The sequence below is a fragment of the Nonomuraea sp. MTCD27 genome, assembly GCF_041950495.1.
Classification (GTDB): domain Bacteria; phylum Actinomycetota; class Actinomycetes; order Streptosporangiales; family Streptosporangiaceae; genus Nonomuraea.
In genome coordinates this window covers 405,563-421,530 of the sequence record NZ_JBGNUW010000004.1, presented here as the reverse complement: position 1 = coordinate 421,530, position 15,968 = coordinate 405,563, and the positions used below count along the sequence as shown (strand labels likewise).

At 70.7% G+C, this 15,968-nt stretch carries 9 protein-coding genes and 1 tRNA gene; 6 read left to right on the top strand and 4 right to left on the bottom strand.

The features are described from left to right. Window positions 1–55: 55 nt before the first annotated feature. Together ACBJ59_RS14180 and ACBJ59_RS14175 are read right to left on the bottom strand one after the other, a co-directional pair. Window positions 56–2,122, bottom strand: coding sequence for a chaplin family protein (locus ACBJ59_RS14180; RefSeq protein WP_375110618.1), 2,067 nt, complete (start codon window positions 2,120–2,122; stop codon window positions 56–58). Between the two features lie 283 nt (window positions 2,123–2,405). After that, on the bottom strand, window positions 2,406–3,053 hold the full coding sequence (locus ACBJ59_RS14175; RefSeq protein ID WP_375110617.1) for a hypothetical protein: 648 nt from the start codon (window positions 3,051–3,053) through the stop codon (window positions 2,406–2,408). Window positions 3,054–3,369: 316 nt separating this feature from the next. Here ACBJ59_RS14175 and ACBJ59_RS14170 point away from each other — a divergent pair. Then, window positions 3,370–3,455, top strand: a tRNA-Leu gene (locus ACBJ59_RS14170). A 736-nt stretch (window positions 3,456–4,191) separates the two neighbouring features. On the opposite strand, the gene ACBJ59_RS14165 is transcribed toward ACBJ59_RS14170, so the two are convergent. Next, a complete protein-coding gene (locus tag ACBJ59_RS14165; RefSeq protein WP_375110616.1) occupies window positions 4,192–7,353 on the bottom strand; it encodes a BTAD domain-containing putative transcriptional regulator in 3,162 nt (1,053 codons plus the stop codon). 96 nt (window positions 7,354–7,449) lie between these two features. Here ACBJ59_RS14165 and ACBJ59_RS14160 point away from each other — a divergent pair, with 96 nt between their 5' ends. From ACBJ59_RS14160 to ACBJ59_RS14145, 4 genes are all read left to right on the top strand, one after another. Then, window positions 7,450–8,547: a ThiF family adenylyltransferase gene (locus ACBJ59_RS14160; protein ID WP_375110614.1), complete on the top strand. Its 1,098-nt coding sequence runs from the start codon at window positions 7,450–7,452 to the stop codon at window positions 8,545–8,547. Window positions 8,548–8,736: 189 nt separating this feature from the next. Further along, window positions 8,737–9,930: a hypothetical protein gene (locus tag ACBJ59_RS14155; protein ID WP_375110613.1), complete on the top strand. Its 1,194-nt coding sequence runs from the start codon at window positions 8,737–8,739 to the stop codon at window positions 9,928–9,930. Between the two features lie 115 nt (window positions 9,931–10,045). Beyond that, the gene (locus ACBJ59_RS14150) at window positions 10,046–10,348 is read left to right on the top strand and encodes a hypothetical protein (RefSeq protein ID WP_375110612.1); all 303 of its coding nucleotides are present in this window, start codon (window positions 10,046–10,048) and stop codon (window positions 10,346–10,348) included. Window positions 10,349–10,529: 181 nt separating this feature from the next. After that, a complete protein-coding gene (locus tag ACBJ59_RS14145; protein WP_375110939.1) occupies window positions 10,530–12,842 on the top strand; it encodes a 2OG-Fe(II) oxygenase in 2,313 nt (770 codons plus the stop codon). A gap of 153 nt (window positions 12,843–12,995) precedes the next feature. Here the strand turns inward: ACBJ59_RS14145 and ACBJ59_RS14140 are convergent, their stop codons facing one another. Continuing rightward, a complete protein-coding gene (locus ACBJ59_RS14140) occupies window positions 12,996–13,373 on the bottom strand; it encodes a hypothetical protein (RefSeq protein WP_375110611.1) in 378 nt (125 codons plus the stop codon). A 294-nt stretch (window positions 13,374–13,667) separates the two neighbouring features. On the opposite strand from ACBJ59_RS14140, the gene ACBJ59_RS14135 reads away from it, so the two are divergent. Beyond that, window positions 13,668–15,854 carry a tetratricopeptide repeat protein gene (locus ACBJ59_RS14135; protein ID WP_375110938.1) on the top strand — a complete coding sequence of 729 codons (2,187 nt, stop codon included), beginning with the start codon at window positions 13,668–13,670 and terminating at the stop codon, window positions 15,852–15,854. Window positions 15,855–15,968: the final 114 nt, after the last annotated feature.

Below are 15,968 nucleotides of genomic sequence, written 5' to 3'. Positions count from 1 at the left end.
TACTGCTCACGGGCTGTGAGCAGCAGCCGTACGGTGTTATGTGCTTCCTGATCCCTTACTTACGGCCGATCCGGAACCGGCGGGCCGAGGCGAACAGCGTCGCCGAGGCGGCCAGCAGCGAGCCCAGCACGAGAGCGAGCAGGGAGCCGGAGTTCATCCCGGTGAGACCGGCGGGCTGCTCGGCGCTCATCAGGCCGAGGTCGCCGACCGGCAGGCTGCGGGTGGCCGATGTCACAACGCCGCCGGCCGGGGTGGAGGCGACCAGGTCGGTGGCCGGGTCGAGCGCGGAGATCGGGCTGGAGGAGGTGGCGCGGCCCTTGCTGTCGACCGGGGCGGACACCGGGTTCTTCCTCGGCTTGGCCGGGGCCCCGGGCAGGCCGGGCAGCTCGGGGAGCTGCGGCAGGCCGAACGTCTGCGTGAGGTCCTGGACGGCGGGCACCTGCTGGGAGACGCCGGCGACGTTGCCGACACCCTCGATCGGCTTGGTGACCTCGGCGAGGTTGCCCATGTCCTGGAGCTGCTTGGTCAGCTCGCCACCGCCGGCGAGACCCTGCACCTGCCCGGTGAGACCGCTGACGTCGGGGACCCCGCCCAGGACCGGGAGGGCGGGCGTGATGGGCAGCAACCCGCCCTTGGCCGCCGCCACCTTGGTGTTGGCGCGGGCGAAGCGCTCGAACCCGTCGGGGCCCTCGGGCCCGGGCCTGCCGACGTGCGAGCCGCCGAGGCACCCGGCCGCGGCGTCGCCCAGCACGGCCGCGGCGTTGCCGCAGACGTTGATCGGCGCGGCGATCGGCGCGACCGCCTGGTTGCCCGCCAGCACCCCGGCCCGGCCGGAGGTGCGGTTGCCGCCCCCGCCGACCCCGTCCTGCGGCCAGACGCCGGCGCCGCCCCTGCAGTGGGCCTGGGACCTGCCGAGCACGGCGGCCGCGTTGCCGCAGACGTTGATCGGCGCGGCGATCGGCGCGACCGCCTGGTTGCCCGCCAGCACCCCGGCCGCGCCGGAGGTGTGGTTGCCGCCGGCTCCCCTGCCGCCCTTCTTCACGGTGGCGCCGCCCTTGCAGCCGGCGAACGCGTGGCCGAGCACGGCCGCGGCGTTGCCGCAGATGTCGACCGGGGCGCTGACCGGCGCGACCGCCTGGTTGCCGCTCAGCACGCCGGCGGTGCCCGACGTGGTGTTGCCGCCCGCGCCGGAGCCGCCGCCGGAGTTCAGCACCTTCGAGCCGCCCTTGCACCCGGCGGTCGCGTTGCCCACGGCGTTGCCGCAGACGTCGACCGGCAGGCTGACCGGGGCGACGACCTGGTTGCCGCTGCCGGCCCCGAAGCGCCCGTCGGTGTCGTTGCCCGTCGAGCCCGCGGCCATGTGGCGGGCCTGGTAGCGGTTGCCGGGGCCGCCGTTGTTCGTGACGGTCGAGCCTCCCTGGCAGCCGGAGAACGCCCGCCCGAACACGGCCACCGAGTTGCCGCAGATGTTGATCGGCGCGGTGATCGGCGCGATGACCTGGTTGCCGCCCAGCACGGAGGCGTCACCCGACGTACGGTTGCCGCCCGCCCCCACGCCGGTGTTGTAGACGCTGGAGCCGCCCTTGCAGCCGGCCGTCGCGTCCCCGAAGATCGCCACCGCGTTGCCGCAGACGTTCAGCGGGGCGGAGATGGGCGCGGTGATCTGGTTGCCGCCCAGGACGCTGGCGTTGCCGGAGGTCTGGTTGCCGCCGGCGCCGCCCCTGCCCTGGTTGCGGACGGTGGCGCCGCCCTTGCAGCCCGCGTCGGACTTGCCGATCAGGGACACGGCGTTGCCACAGGCGTTGACCGGCGCGCTGATCGGCGCGTTCAGCTGGTTGCCGCCGAGCACGCTCGCGTTGCCCGAGGTCCTGTTGGGGATGCCTTCCCGGCCCGAGTTGACGACCTCGGCGCCGCCCTGCGAGGTCGCCTCCGACTTGCCGGCCCCGGCGACGGCGTTGCCGCTGATGTCGATCGGCAGGGAGACGGGGAGGTTGACCTGGTTACCGCCGCCGACGGACGCGTCGCCCGAGGTGTCGGCCAGCGCGGTGCCGCTGCCGCCGAACGACATGACTGCCACGGCCAGCAGGGCCGCGGGGCTCGATGCCTTCGCCCACGTACGCATGATGAATGCTCCTAGTGGTTCTTGGGGGGATTACCTGAACGGTTCGCGGGCAGCCCGAGGCCGTGCGCGGTCTCACGCGACCTCACGCGACTTCATGTGATCTCATGCGATCTCATGCGACTTCGCGCACAGCGGAGACCTGGGACTCGCGAACCAGCTGAACTGACGTGTTCACCCGCAGGCGGAGGGATTCAAGCCACGCTCCGCCGCGCTACTTTCCGGGGACCCGCCGGCCGACGTCGTTCGTTGTGATTCGTCGGCTCCGGCCAGGGTCCTGGCGGGATCAGTCAGGTGAGAAGGAGGGATCGTCCGCCGCTGTGCGGACGACGGGGGGAAGCAGGCGCGCCAGGGGGGCGCGCCCAGCCTGGAGCCGCGGGTCGAACACGGACCTCGCGACATCCCCGGTTGCGGGCCCGAAGGGGCCGCTGCCACCGCCGTTGGGCACCAGACCATTGGTGTCCAGGATCTTTCCGGCGCTGGATGGTGCAGGCAGGCCAGGATCCCGCTGGCTGTTGAGGCCGTCCACCGTACGCCCGGCCATGGCCTCGGCGTTGTCCGACGCCGAGACACGACCCGGGATGTCGGGAGACTGATGTGCAGCCCCGGCACCGTCCGTGACCGCTGTCGCCGCGGTGCCGTCTCCGGTCGCTCGTGACGCCTCGACGGCGTCGCCGGCCGTTCCTGTCGCCGCGGTGGCGTCCGCGGCCGCCGGAGCGGCGGTGAGCATGCCGAACACAACAGCAAGCAGCCACCCGGCGGCCACCAGGGCGCCAATCGCGACTGCCCGCACGACGAGCCGACGGGCACCGGCCGCGAACCGCGCCATCCGGTCGACCCGATCGGTGGTCACGTCCTGCGCCGGGACAGTCACGCGCGGGCGACGCGCAGCACGGGCCTCAGCCCTCTGCAGTCGCACCGCCTCGCGCGTCACATGCCCTCCCGAGCTCCAGAACCGGCCTCACGTCGTGAGGCCGGTCCGTGGACTCACCCCTCAACGGTCCGTAACCGTAGCAGCACCCAAGGTTGCCGCAAGGCCTTTTCACCTGAGACCCAGGAATTGGCCAACTCCCCACCACCCAAACCATCCGCAACCACCCCATCACCCTCCGCGCGCCCCCACGTAAGCCCCAATGGAGGCCCTGGGGGCGGTCTCTACGGGGGTGCGGATTCTTGGTATGACGCACTCCTCAGAGTTTGCTAACCTTACTGAGCCGACGCGGGATGACGGTCCCACGTGCAGGCACCAAGTCCGGGTGGCGGAATAGGCAGACGCGCTAGCTTGAGGTGCTAGTGCCCAGTGATGGGCATGGGGGTTCAAGTCCCCCCTCGGACACGTAAGTCGTATGTATCTGGATGATTCTGGATATGACGATCGGTCACCCGAGATCAGCTCCGGCTGAGCTCGGGTGATTTCGTTTGCGGCGCCCCTCCCTCCTGGTACGGGCGAGCGATCTACGATGAACGGCTTCGCTCCGGGAACATCCACGCGCAACGCATGCGGTCAGCGTGCCTCCGACGGCGAGCAGGTACGCGGCCAGCAGGTGGTCGCCGAACGGGAGCCGGACGGGCTCGGCCGCCTTCACCGTCATCGGGTGGTCGCACGGAGCTCGTCGAGCGCGCGGAGCCGGAGCCCGCCCCGCACAGCCGCGCGGCATCCTCGACATCCCTCGACGTCCATGCCCGCCGGAGCTCGCACGACTCGATCCGGCCTGTTCGAGCAGGTCTGGGCGCACGCGGCGGACCTCGAACCGCACCCCGCGCCGGCCGCAGCCCCAGGGAATGGCAGGTGCTGCACCTGCTGTCCGGCGCCGACAAGGACGAGACCGCCGCCAGGGAGCTGGGGTGAGCCTGTGGACCTACCGCAAACACACGTGGCCGAACTGCTCGACCGGCTCGGCGCCGCGAACCGCTTCCAGGCCGCCCTGCCAGGGTGATGCGCCGGAAATTCGGGCTGTATATACGTCTGCAGATTTAGTCTCGCAGCGAGGTCTGCGGGCAGTGGAGGTCGCGCTCTCGCGGGGAGGAGCGTGTCGAGGTATCTGCCTCCGGTACCCGGGTGGCTGCGGGCTTCACCCGAGCAGCGACGCGGTCAGCCGCGCCTCCGGCGTGCCGATGGCGGTGAACAGGTCGTGAGCGTGCCGCCAGCACTCCCGCCCGCCCCGCCGATCGCCGGTGCGGAGGCGGGCGCGGCCGAGGAGCAGCAGCGCACGGGCGTGCTCCAGCCGTTGCCCCGAGCGCGCGGCCAGGTTCGCCGCGCGCTCGCCCGCCAGCATCCCCTGCTCATCCTCGCCGTCCGCCAAGTGGATCGCCGCCAGCAGGGTGTGCAGCCGCGGCACGTCCAGCGGGCTGAACTTCCTGTTCAGGGCGAGGGATCGGGTCGCCAGTTCGCGGGCCGCGCCGTGGTTCCGTACGCAGAATTCGGCCCGGGCGCGGCCGAGCAGGACCTGGCCGCTGCTCATGCCCGACTTCGCGGCGAGCCGGCGAGCGGCGGTGAGCCGGTCGAAGGCGCGGTCCACCCGGCCGAGCCGCAGTTCCGCGTCCGCGAGGCCGAGCAGCGAGGCCAGCTCGGAATTGCGGTTCTCGACGGACACGGCGATGTCGAGGGCGCTGCTGAAGGCGGCGACGGCCTGCTCGGGGCGCCCCGCGTCGCAGTGCACCAGTCCGGCCGTCTCATGGGCGACGCCCTCCGCGTAGCGCAGGCCCGCGGCCCGGGCCACGGCCAGCGCCTCCTCCAGGATCTCCGTCGCCTCCGCGAACCTCGCCTGCTGCTGGCGGACCAGGCCCAGGTTGACCAGGGTCAGCGCCTGCATGTGCCGGTCGCCGGAGGCGCGGGCGAGCGGCAGGGCGGCGGCCAGGCACTCCTCGGCCTGCCGCAGCCGGGCGAACTCCAGGTGGACGGAGGCCAGGTTGCCCAGCCCGCGTACCTGGCCGTGCGTGTTGCCCAGCGTGCGGTTCAGCGCCACCGCTCGCCGGTAGCGCGGGATCGCCCGGTCCGGCCGGCCGAGCTGCTTGAGCATCACCCCACAGGCCGACAGCGCCATCGCCGCGCCGCGTATCCAGCCGGCCCGGCGGCTGAGGTCCAGCGCGCGTTCGCTCTCCCGCAGGGCCGTCCGCAGATCCGCCATGCGCCAGCGCGTCGTGCCGAGCACCAGGTACATGGCGGCCTGGCCCCGGAGGTCCCCCTCCCGCTCGGCGGCCGCCAGCCCGATCCCGGCGACCCGCAGCCGCTCCCCCAGCGTCGCCCGGTGGTGCAGCAGCTCCTGGGCCGCCTCGACCAGCAGCCAGGCGTAGCGCCGCGGGCCGTGCGCGGCGGCGTGCGACACGGCAGCCGCCAGGTTCTGCCATTCGCTCTCGAACCAGGCGACCGCCTCGGCCTGGTCGCCGAACGGCCGGTCCTGGCCGCGGGGCAGGTCCGGGGTCTGGAAGCCGCACGCCTCGGTGGCCGCGACGAGAAGGTGCAGGTAGTGGTCGAGCAGGCGGCGCACCGCGGCCTCGCGCTCGGCGGGCGGGTCGGCCTCGCGGGTGCGCTGCGCGGCGTACTCCAGGACGAGGTCGTGAGCGGCGAACCGGCCCGGGCCCGACTCCTCGATCAGGTGGATCCGGGCCGCCCCGCCCAGCAGTTCCTCGGCCACGGCCTGGCCGGTTCCCGCCAGCGCGGCCGCCGCGGCGACGGAGATCTCGGCGCCGGGCACCAGCCCGAGCAGGCGAAACATGCGCTGGGCAGCCGTGGGAAGGGCCTCGTACGACGCGTCGAGCGAGGCGCGGACGGCCACGTTCTCGTCCCCGTCCACGCGCAGCCCGGTCATGCGGCCCCGGGCCGTAAGGCGGTGTACGCAGTCGTCCACCGTCCGGTGGCCGTACTCGCCGACCCAGGAGGCGGCGATGGAGAGCGCGAGCGGAAGGCGGCCGCACAACCGGACGAGCTCGGCCGCGGCGGCGGGGTCGCGGCGGGCCCTGGCTTGGCCGACGGCCTGGGTGAGCAGGCGCAGGGCCTCGTCCTGGTCGAGCACGTCCAGCGTGACGCGCTCGACGTCGTCCACCGCCACCAGCCCGCTGAGGCGGTGGCGGCTGGTGATGACGATCCCGCAGCCGGGGGGCGCGGCCAGCAGCTCGCGGACCTGCCGCGGGTCCGCGACGTCGTCCAGGACGATGAGCACCCGCCGGCCGGCGAGGGTGGTCCGGTAGAGCGCGGTCTGCGCGTCCACGTCGACCGGGATGTCCGCGGCTCTCAGCCCGAGGCCCTGCAGGAGCAGCGTCAGCGCCTCGGGGAGGGATCTCGGGTCGGCCGGGCCGAAGCCCCGCATGTCGACGAAGAGCTGCCCGTCGGGGAAGCGCCCGGCCGCCCGGTGCGCCCAGTGGACCACCAGCGCCGTCTTGCCCACCCCGGCGGGCCCGACCACGGCAACCCGATGCGCCGCGTCGAGCCGCCGCAACACCTCTTCCCGGCCGACGAACCGCGTCAGACCGTGCGGCAGCTGATGCGGCGTCTGCGCTCCGCCCGGCCGGACGTCGTCCTTCAACAGCCGCTGGTGCAGGTCGCGCAGCTCCACGCCGGGTTCGACGCCCAGCTCGCCGACCAGCCGGGCGCGGAGCTCGCGGTACACCGCCAGCGCCTCGGGCAGCCGGGCGTCACGGTGCAGCGCCCGCATGAGCAGCCCGTGCGGGCGCTCCCGCAACGGGTGCTCGGCGACGAGCCTGCGCAGGTCGGCGAGCACGCCCTCGCCGTGGCCGCACTCCAGCAGGAGTTCGGCCCGCCGCTCGGCCGCCTCCACGTGCAGCTCCACGAGCCGGCTCCGCTCGGTTTGGGCGGCCAGGCCGGTCAGGTCGGGGAACGGGTCGCCGCGCCACATCGCCAGGGCCCTGTCGCAGCTCGGCAGGGCGTCCGCGCCGGCGTGGCGGGCGCCTTCGACCAGGGCGGTGAACTCGGCGAGGTCCAACTCGTCCGGCCCGACCCTGGCCAGGTAGCCGGGGCTGCGGGTGACGATGATCAAGTTCCCCCGAACGCCCAGGGCCCGGCGTACCTCCGCGACCAGCGCGCGGATGCGCGGCGCGGCCGACGACGGGGGGCTCTCGCCCCACAGCGAGCCGGCCAGGCGCTCGGTGGGCACCACGCGACCGGGTTCGAGCAGCAGCGTCGCCAGCAGCGCCCGCTGCCTGCCGGTCAGGTGCACCGCCCGGCCGTCGACCGTGACCTCCACGGGACCAAGCAGGAGGAACCGGACGACAGACACGGGCCGACCGTACCAAGATCCATGCGGAATCCGTGCAAGATCCGTGCCGTCCGGTGCGAAGTTGGTCGCCGACGGCACGCGAACAGGGAACGATCGATGCGACCACGGCTCAAAGAACTCTCCTGGGAACGGGACGGCGACCGGCTCCGCCTGGTCTACGACCCGCGCGACCAGTTCCTGCTGGCGGACCCCGACGGCTCGGTGGAGAAGCTGCTGGCGCTGCTCGGCGAGGGCGGCCGGACGGTCGAGGAGCTCGCCGGCGTCCTCACGGTCGACGCAGCCGATGTACGTGCCGCCGTGTCGGCGCTGGACGCCCACGGGCTGGTCGAGGACGGCGACCGCCTCGGCGGGCTCACCCCGGACGAGGCCGAGCGACACTTCAGCACCCTGGCCTTCCTCGAGTCGTTCGGCTCCCTCGACCGCAGCCATGAGGACCTGCACCGGCGGCTGCGCGAGTCCCACGTGCTGGTGCTCGGCACCGGCGGCCTGAACTCCACCGTGATCCCCCACCTGGCCGGTCTGGGCGTCGGCCGGCTGACCCTGCTCGACCGCGACCAGGTGGAGCCCCGCAACTTCGCTCGGCAGTACCTGTACCGCTGGGCCCACCTCGGCGCTCGGAAGGCGACGCAGGCAGCCGAGTGGGTGCGGACGTTCGACCCGGCCGTCGAGGTGGACGCGATCGACGCCTCGATCGAGGGGCCCGACCAGCTCGCCCAGCTCGTCGGCCGGCTCCGGCCCGACGTGGTGGCCGCCGGCGTCGATTCCCCGAACGAGATCGACCTGTGGGTCAACCGGGCCTGCGTACAGCACGGCGTGCCCTTCGTCCGCGGCGGGTTCCTGGTCACCACCGGGGCGGTGTGGTCGGTCGATCCGGGGGTCAGCGCGTGCCGGGCGTGCATTCCGGGGGATCCGGTGGATCTCACGGCGTACGCCGATCCGGACGAGCCGACCCGCAACGCGATCTCGGCGATGCGCCTGCACCTGAACCGGCCGCAGCGCAACCGGGGCATCGGCCCGGTCGTCGGGCTGCTCGGTTCCTATGCCGCCTTCGAGGTGCTCAGATACTTGACCCGTTTCGAGCCACCGGCACACGCCGGTCGGCCGCTCGTCCTCGATTTCGCCCACGGTTGCGCGGCGAATCACCCGGACGAGTGGCAGCGCGATCCAGCCTGCACGGTATGCGGGGGGAGGTGACCATTGTGAAGATCGAGATCGTTCGCGTCGAGAGCACCCGCCTGACGGGCAACATCTGCATGTCCACCTGAGCGAGCGGCCGGGGACCGCGCTTCTGCGTGCGGCCCCGGCACTCGCCTTTCGTCCAGCATGCTCACGCACCTCGTCCTGCATTGTCACGGACCTCGTCCAGCATTTCCCGGAGCGAAGATGACCGCCCTCCCTGCGACGGAGCTGCGCGCGCGGGCGGCCTGCCTGACCGTCGGCTTCGACGGCGAAGCGTGGATCCTCGGACGACCTGACCTGGGCGTCTTCGTCGCCGTGCCCGAACCGGGAGCGGTCTTCGTCACCACCCTCCAGGAGACCGGATCCGTCGCGGAGGCCACCGCCCGCGCCAGTGAGATGGCGGGCGAGCACGTGGACGGCGACGAGTTCGTCGCCGGGCTCACCGCCGCCGGCCTGTTCGAGGCGGCCGCGGAGCCGGACGCCCCCGGCCGGATCAGGTGGATCGAGGGAGTCGGCCCCGAAGCGGCGGCCCGGCTCTTCGGGCGAGCGGGGTGGACGTGTTATGCCGCAGCCGCCATGACGGCCCTCGCCATCCTGGCGACGCGCCCCGATCTGCGCCCCTCGTGGAACGACGCCTGGTTCCTCCCGAGCCCCGGCCTGTCGCTGCTCGCCGTGCTGCTGCTCACCATCGCCTGCACCGCCCTGCACGAGGCCTGGCACTGGCTGGCCGGCCGGGCCATCGGCATCCCCGCGATCTTCAGGCTCAGCTACCGCGGCGTCTACGTCGTCTTCGAGACCGACCTCACGCAGATCGTCACCGTGCCCAGGAACCGCCGGCACGGCGTGTACCTGGCGGGCATGGCCATCGACGCCGTCGTCCTGGCCATCGTCCTCGGCCTGCGCCTGCTCGAACCGCCCGGCGTGCTCGACGGCCTGCTCGCCGCGACCGCCCTCCTGCAGCTCTCCCGGATCATCTGGCAGTGGGCCGCGTTGCCGCTGCGCAGCGACTCGTACGCCCTGCTGGCGAACGCGCTGCGCTGCCACAACCTGTACCGGACGACCTGGCTGACCGCCAAGGCAAGGCTGCTCGGGCTCACCGCGAAGGAGACCGCCGAACTGGACGCGGCCAGCGCGAGGGATCGCCGGGTCGCGACCTGGTTCGCGGTGCCTTACCTGGCGGGCATCGCGGTCATGGCGTGGTTGTTCGTCACCGTCGCGCTGCCCTTGGCGATGTCGCTCGGGCGGTGGGCATGGGGGCAGCTCGGCAGCGCGGGGATCGGGTCGTTCGGGTTCTGGGAGGCCGTTGTGGTGGTCGCGTTCACGGGGGCGGAGCTGCTTCTTCCGGTGGTGCTGGCAGTGCGGGAACGCCGCCTGCGCCGGACCGGCCGCCTCCTGTAGGTTCCGGGGCTTTCGACGTACGTGACCTTGATGCGGCGGTTGTGCCGGTCCAGAAGCTCGACGTTCAGGCCGAGGACCTGGCCGGAGCGGGCGGCGGTCCCATACAGCCTCGTTGGTGTCGAACGCCGACGCTGCACCCGACTGGTTCGGCTGGCACACCGCCATGCCCAGCGGACGCGGCATGGCCGCGGTGGCGGCATGGCGAGCGGTGGATGTGTGGGACAACGAAGAGGTGCTGCTCATCGACTACGACGGCCCCCATCCCCACACGCTGATGGCCCGGGACCTCAAACCTGGCGGGCTGATGATCGACAAGGTCGGGATCCTGGAAATCGGCGCCGCCGCGCAGTGGGACCGACTACGCGAGGCCGACGAGGCGCCCATCGCCGAACGACTCGCCCGCCGCCTCCTCCCCTGATCAGTTGGAGGTACCTCGTGGCATCGAGGGCGTGCAGTCACCGCTGGCCGATGCAAGGACCGCGCAGGAGCTCCCGGTCGTGATCTCCGGCATCCGCGGGGGTTCCCGAAGCCCCACCGGGGCGATATCCCCACGCAGTAGTTTTGGTTCCGCGGCAGAAAGGGGGGATTCCGTGCCCGGCATGGCCCGTGAACGACTGGCCGAGTTGCTCGATGCGTCGGCCGAGCCGGCCGCGTCCAGCGTCTATAGAAAGGTCTCCAAGACCGATCTGTCGGTGGTGGTCGAGGGGGTCGGCCCGCTGCGGTTTCCCGTCTCCGACAAGCAGGCCGTGCAGCTGCGCGGGCTCGGCCGCCGTGCGCGGTTCGGGCGCGGCGAGCAGACCCTGACCGATCCGGAGGTTCGCGACACCTGGGAGATTCCCAAGGAGTCGGTGCGCGTCGAGTGGACGGAGGCGTTCGCGGCCGTCCTCGACGGAATGCGCGCGGAGCTGGGCTTGCCGCCGCTCTGCGAGCTCACACCGGAGCTGCACTCCATGCTCCTGTACGAGACCGGGCAGTTCTTCGTCGCCCACCAGGATTCCGAGAAGGACGACGCGATGGTCGCGACCTTGGTGGTGACGCTGCCGTCCGCGCACACCGGCGGCGAGCTCGTCGTCGAGCATCAGGGTCGGACCAAGGAATACCGGGGGCTGAAGACCGCGGTCTCGCTGGTGGCCTTCTACGCCGACTGCCGGCACCAGGTTCTTCCCGTGAAGACGGGCAACCGCGTCACCCTCACTTACAACCTGCTCCTGACGGGCGACGGCCAGGCCGTGACGGCCGGGCATCCGCTGGTCAGTGATCTCGCGGCCTGCCTTCACACGCACTTCGCCACCCCGGTCGTCCTTCCGTACAGCAATCGCAGGGGCGATCCGCCGGCGCGGCTGGCGTACCTCCTCGACCATGAGTACACCGCCCGCGGGCTGAGCTGGTCCCGGTTGAAGGGCTCCGACGCCGCACGGGGTGCCCTGCTGCGGGCGGCGGCGGAGCGGGCGGGTTGCGAGATCACCCTGGCCCTCGCGGAGATCCAGGAGACCTGGGATGCCTACGATCCCGACGAGGACGAGGATGCGTGGTACGGCGACCACGAGGACGAGGACCCCGACGACCACGAGGACACTCACAGCGCGGACGACAAGCAGTACGTCCTTCAGGACATGATCGAAACCTCCACCACGCTAGCCCACTGGATCGGCCCGGAAACAGGGCGGCTCGAGAACATCTCGCTGGACCTGAGCGATGCCGAGGTGGCCTCGACGACCCCGACGGCTGACATGGCGCCCTACTCCTCGGAGTACGAGGGCTACATGGGCAACTACGGCAATACCCTGGACCGCTGGTACCGGCGAGCTGCGCTGGTCATCTGGCCGCGGGGCCAAGGCTTCGCCAGCCGGGCCGAGGCGTCTCCGGGATGGGCGCTGGACGAACTCATTGCGATGGCCCACGCCGGAAGGGTTACGGAGGCATGTGAGGCGGCGCGGTCGCTGGAGCCCAGCTGGCACGCCGCAGGCCGTTACGCCGATCAGACCGAGCTTCTCCGCAAGGCGCTGGAGGCAGCCAGGGAGCTGGATGACGCGCAGATCGCCGCCATGCTGCTGCGGCCGTTCGTGTTGGAGCGGCTGGTCCCAGGGCACGGCCCGGCATTCGCCGACCTGGCGGCGCACTACGGTGACACCTGGATCGGTGGTCTGCTGCACGGCTGGTCCGAGGGCTGGAGGCCCAGCTCCTACGGCCTCGCCCAGGAGTCGCTGAAATGGCTCGAGAATCTCCCACGGCTGTGTACCGCGCTCTCGGTGGAGGGAAGCCCGTCCACCGAGGCCGCCCGCCGCATCGTCGATCTGTCCTGGACGATGTTCGCGGGCCAGGTCGGTCCAGCGCTCGACGGGCCCCTCACCTCCCGGCAAGAGGCATGGCTGACCGCCTTGGGGGCGCCATGCTCCGGGATCATCGCGGCCGCGGCCCAGCTCGGATCGACGAGCGTGCTGGAGGACGCCCACAAGCTCGCGCGGACGGCCGGTGACCGGGCGCACGCGCTGGCGATGGCCACACTGCGCGCTGCCGGAGGGCACAGAGCGGGCTTCGACGAGCTGGCCATCGACTGTGCCGAACGGATCCGGGCATTACTGGCGCAGCCACGACGCGCGCCGGGCGACTGGTCGATCGAGCTGCCCACCGGATGCGCGTGCGAGCTGTGCGAAGTGCTCGGCACGTTCCTCCGGCATCCTGAACGGCGAGCTCTCGACTGGCCGCTCGCAAAGGACAAGCGCAGGCATGTCCACGCCCGGATAGACGACGCGGAGCTGCCCGTCCGTCACCAGACCAGACGGCAGGGCCGCCCGTACACCCTGGTTCTGGCCAAGACAGAAGCGTTGTTCGAAGCGGAGCGTCTCGCCCGCGAGCGCCACGAGACGGACCTGGCCTGGCTCACCACCCGCAGCCGGAAGGTCTCCACCTGACAGCGACCTCCTGCGCACGGCCCTCGGCACATGACCGCTCCATGAAGCTGTCTCGCCCCGCGGGGTGGACCCTTTGGTTCGTCACCGGTCCCGCGTTCGCCGAGGCACCATCATCGGGAGGCCGGATGAATGCCTGACCGGCCGCCCGGATGTTCAGAACTTACCGATATTGATCGAGCCCAGGACATCTCCGGCCTGAATAACCGGCCCACTAACGCGAGCGTTGCCGCCAATGGTGTTACTCACGTCGCGCTTGTGTTGAGTGAGATGGATCGTATCGTTCGTCCACCCGATCAACGATTCTGCGAATTCCGCGTCCGCGTTGGCGTGGTCTACCAGCGCCTTTGTGATCTCTTCCGGCGACTGTGTGCCGAGCCGCTCAAGGGCCGCGACAGCATGGGGGTTGGTGTCGGAACTCCGACGCACGAGAGTGATCAATGAGGTCCACGCGTGCTTGCCGGCTTCTCCTGCGGCTCCCCCGATTATCGCCGAGACGATCGCAGCCAGGGCGGAGATTGCGCTCGGGTCCATCGCGCCTCTTTCGGTGCGGGATTTTCTCCCAGCTTACGTCCTGCGGTATGTGTCCCGGCTCGCGGTCGCGGGCATCGGTCGGGAGCTTCCGACTCCACCCGGGCGGACGGCACTCCGTCAAGCGCGGTGCGTGGGCTCCGGCGCCAGGGGCGCCGGGTTCGGCCATGGGTCCCGGCGCATTGCGGGGCACCTGATAATCCGTCATCGTTGCACTTGTGCCTTTACACCAAGCCGCTTGAACGCGTATGGAGGGATGCCGGGATTCAATCTGAAGATTGGTGCCGAAGCAACGTGATGGTCAACCGAAATCTGTCCGAAATTGTACATAACGATGTGACGGGAGTGGTTCACGGGCCGTTAGTCCAAGCTCATGATATTTTCGGCGGCATTCATTTCCATACTGTGGCTTCACTGCCTGCGCCGAGCCAGCTTCCGCCGCGGCCACGCCTCGTCGATCGCGAATCCGTCATCGCCCACCTCGATGCGCTGCGGGAGGAGGCTACCGATGTCCCGCTGGCCGTGTTGCTGACGGGGTCTGTGGGCGTGGGAAAGAGCGCGCTGTCGCTGGCCTGGGCGCACATGATTCGCGAGCGTTTCCCGGATGGGCAGTTGTACACCGATCTGCGCGGACATTCCACCGACATCCCGGCGTCCCCTCACGAAGTACTTGGAGACTTCCTCCAATCCCTGGGTGTCCCGACGGACCTCATCCCCGGCGAGCTGGCACAGCGCTCGGCGCTGTATCGCACGGTGACCAGGGACCAGCGGGTTTTGGTAGTCCTCGACGACGCGATAACCGCAGCCCAGGTACGGCCGCTGCTCCCGGCCTCGTCCGCGAGCATCACCGTGGTGACCAGTAGATACCGGCTGGCGGGCTTGTTGATGCATGGAGTGCGTGGGGTTTACGTCGATCGGTTCGACGCCGAGGCGAGCCTTGCCCTCCTGCGCGATGCGCTGGGAAGTGACCGGCTCGAGCAGCAGCACGAGGCGGCTGCCGAGTTGGTGGAGCTGTGCATGCGGCTGCCGCTCGCATTGAGCGTCGCGGCGGCCCGCCTGGCTGCACGTCCGAGCTGGCCCATCCGCGAGATGGTCGCCGCGCTGGCCGAGGAGCAGAGGGCCCTGGCGGCGCTGACGATCGGAGATGACGTGGCAATGCGCTCCGCGCTCGACCTCTCCTACCGCGCGCTGCGCTCCGACACCGCCCGGCTGTACCGGCTGCTAAGTCTCTGCCCTGGGGACAAGTTCGGCGGCGATGCGGCAGCGGCGCTGGCCGGCATCTCGAGGATGGAGGCGAGGCGGATGCTGGGAGAGCTGACCGACGCGAACCTGTTGACCGACATGGCCGACGGGCGCTGCCGCTTTCATCACGCGTTGGTCCGGCTGCACGCTTCCCACCTGGTCGAGATTGAGGACCAGCAGGAGGCCCGAGACCTTGCCGTTGGCCGCCTGCTCTCCTGGTATCTCGCCACAGCCGCGTGCGCGGAACGCCGATTGCGGCCGCACCGCACACGACTGCCCCGAGACGCCGAACCACCTCCCGCCGAGGTGACGGACTTCGGAGGTCCGGAGGACGCACTCAGGTGGCTGGAGTCGGAACGCGCGAACCTGAGCGCCGCGGTCACTCTCGCACACGAGCAAGGGCGTGAAGCGACCGCATGGCAACTCGCCGACGCAATGTGGGCCCTGTTCCTCTTCATGGGCCATCACGTGGAGCGGCTCGAAGTGGAGGAGACGGGACTGGCCGCCGCACGCTCCTGCGGCGACATGTACGCCGAGGGGAAGATGCTGAACCGCCTGGGGCTGAGCCTCAATACCCTCGGCCGTCACGATGAGGCGGCCGCACGATTCGAGGAAGCGCTCGAGATCTGGCGACGTCTTGGTGAGCGGGAGAGGGAGATCGGGTCGCTGCGCAGGCTGGGCTTGGTCGCTGCCGGGCGTGGTGACCACGGCGCCGCCATCGCCCGGCTCACGGACGCGAGTGCCGCATATCAGACACTGGGGGCCGGCCGGAAAACAGCTCTGGCCTTGATCGACCTCGCGGGTGTGCTCCTGGCTCAGGACCGCGGTCTGGACGCGGTGATCCATCTGGAACGGGCGCGGCGCCTGCTCGCAGAAGTCGACGACTCATACAACCGTGCCCGTGTGGACATCTTCCTCGGTCATGCGCACGCCGGGCTGGGAGAACACGACAAGGCCGGCCGGGAGTTGCGCGCAGCGCTTGAGGCGATGGCTGAGCTGGGGTCCTCAGTGGGCCGGGCCGCGGCGCTGGAAGGGCTGGGGGACCTGGCTGAACGCACCGGTCGTAGGGGCGAGGCGAGACGGATGTATGAGGCGGCACTGGAAACGATAGGACAGGAAGGATCTATCGGATATTTCAGGATCAAGGAACGTCTTGAGGCGTTTGACCGTTATCCTGGAGTTTGTCATGAAAATAAAAAAGGCCACCGTCCGGATGGAGCGGCGGCCGAGGGGGCAGATTAGGGCTGATCAGCCCATCATGATACCCAGAAGACCCATCATGATACGCACGACGACTTCCTGGGTGGTAACGAGCATTTCCTGGTGCAACTTACGTCCTTTCCAGACATTCTGCAC

What these genes read in the sequence shown, in the direction of transcription:
- ACBJ59_RS14180 (WP_375110618.1), bottom strand. Translation starts at nt 2,122, where the DNA reads ATGCGTACGTGGGCGAAGGCATCGAGCCCCGCGGCCCTGCTGGCCGTG.
- ACBJ59_RS14160 (WP_375110614.1), top strand. Translation starts at nt 7,450, where the DNA reads ATGCGACCACGGCTCAAAGAACTCTCCTGGGAACGGGACGGCGACCGG.
- ACBJ59_RS14155 (WP_375110613.1), top strand. Translation starts at nt 8,737, where the DNA reads ATGACCGCCCTCCCTGCGACGGAGCTGCGCGCGCGGGCGGCCTGCCTG.
- ACBJ59_RS14145 (WP_375110939.1), top strand. Translation starts at nt 10,530, where the DNA reads ATGGCCCGTGAACGACTGGCCGAGTTGCTCGATGCGTCGGCCGAGCCG.
- ACBJ59_RS14140 (WP_375110611.1), bottom strand. Translation starts at nt 13,373, where the DNA reads ATGGACCCGAGCGCAATCTCCGCCCTGGCTGCGATCGTCTCGGCGATA.
- ACBJ59_RS14135 (WP_375110938.1), top strand. Translation starts at nt 13,668, where the DNA reads ATGGTCAACCGAAATCTGTCCGAAATTGTACATAACGATGTGACGGGA.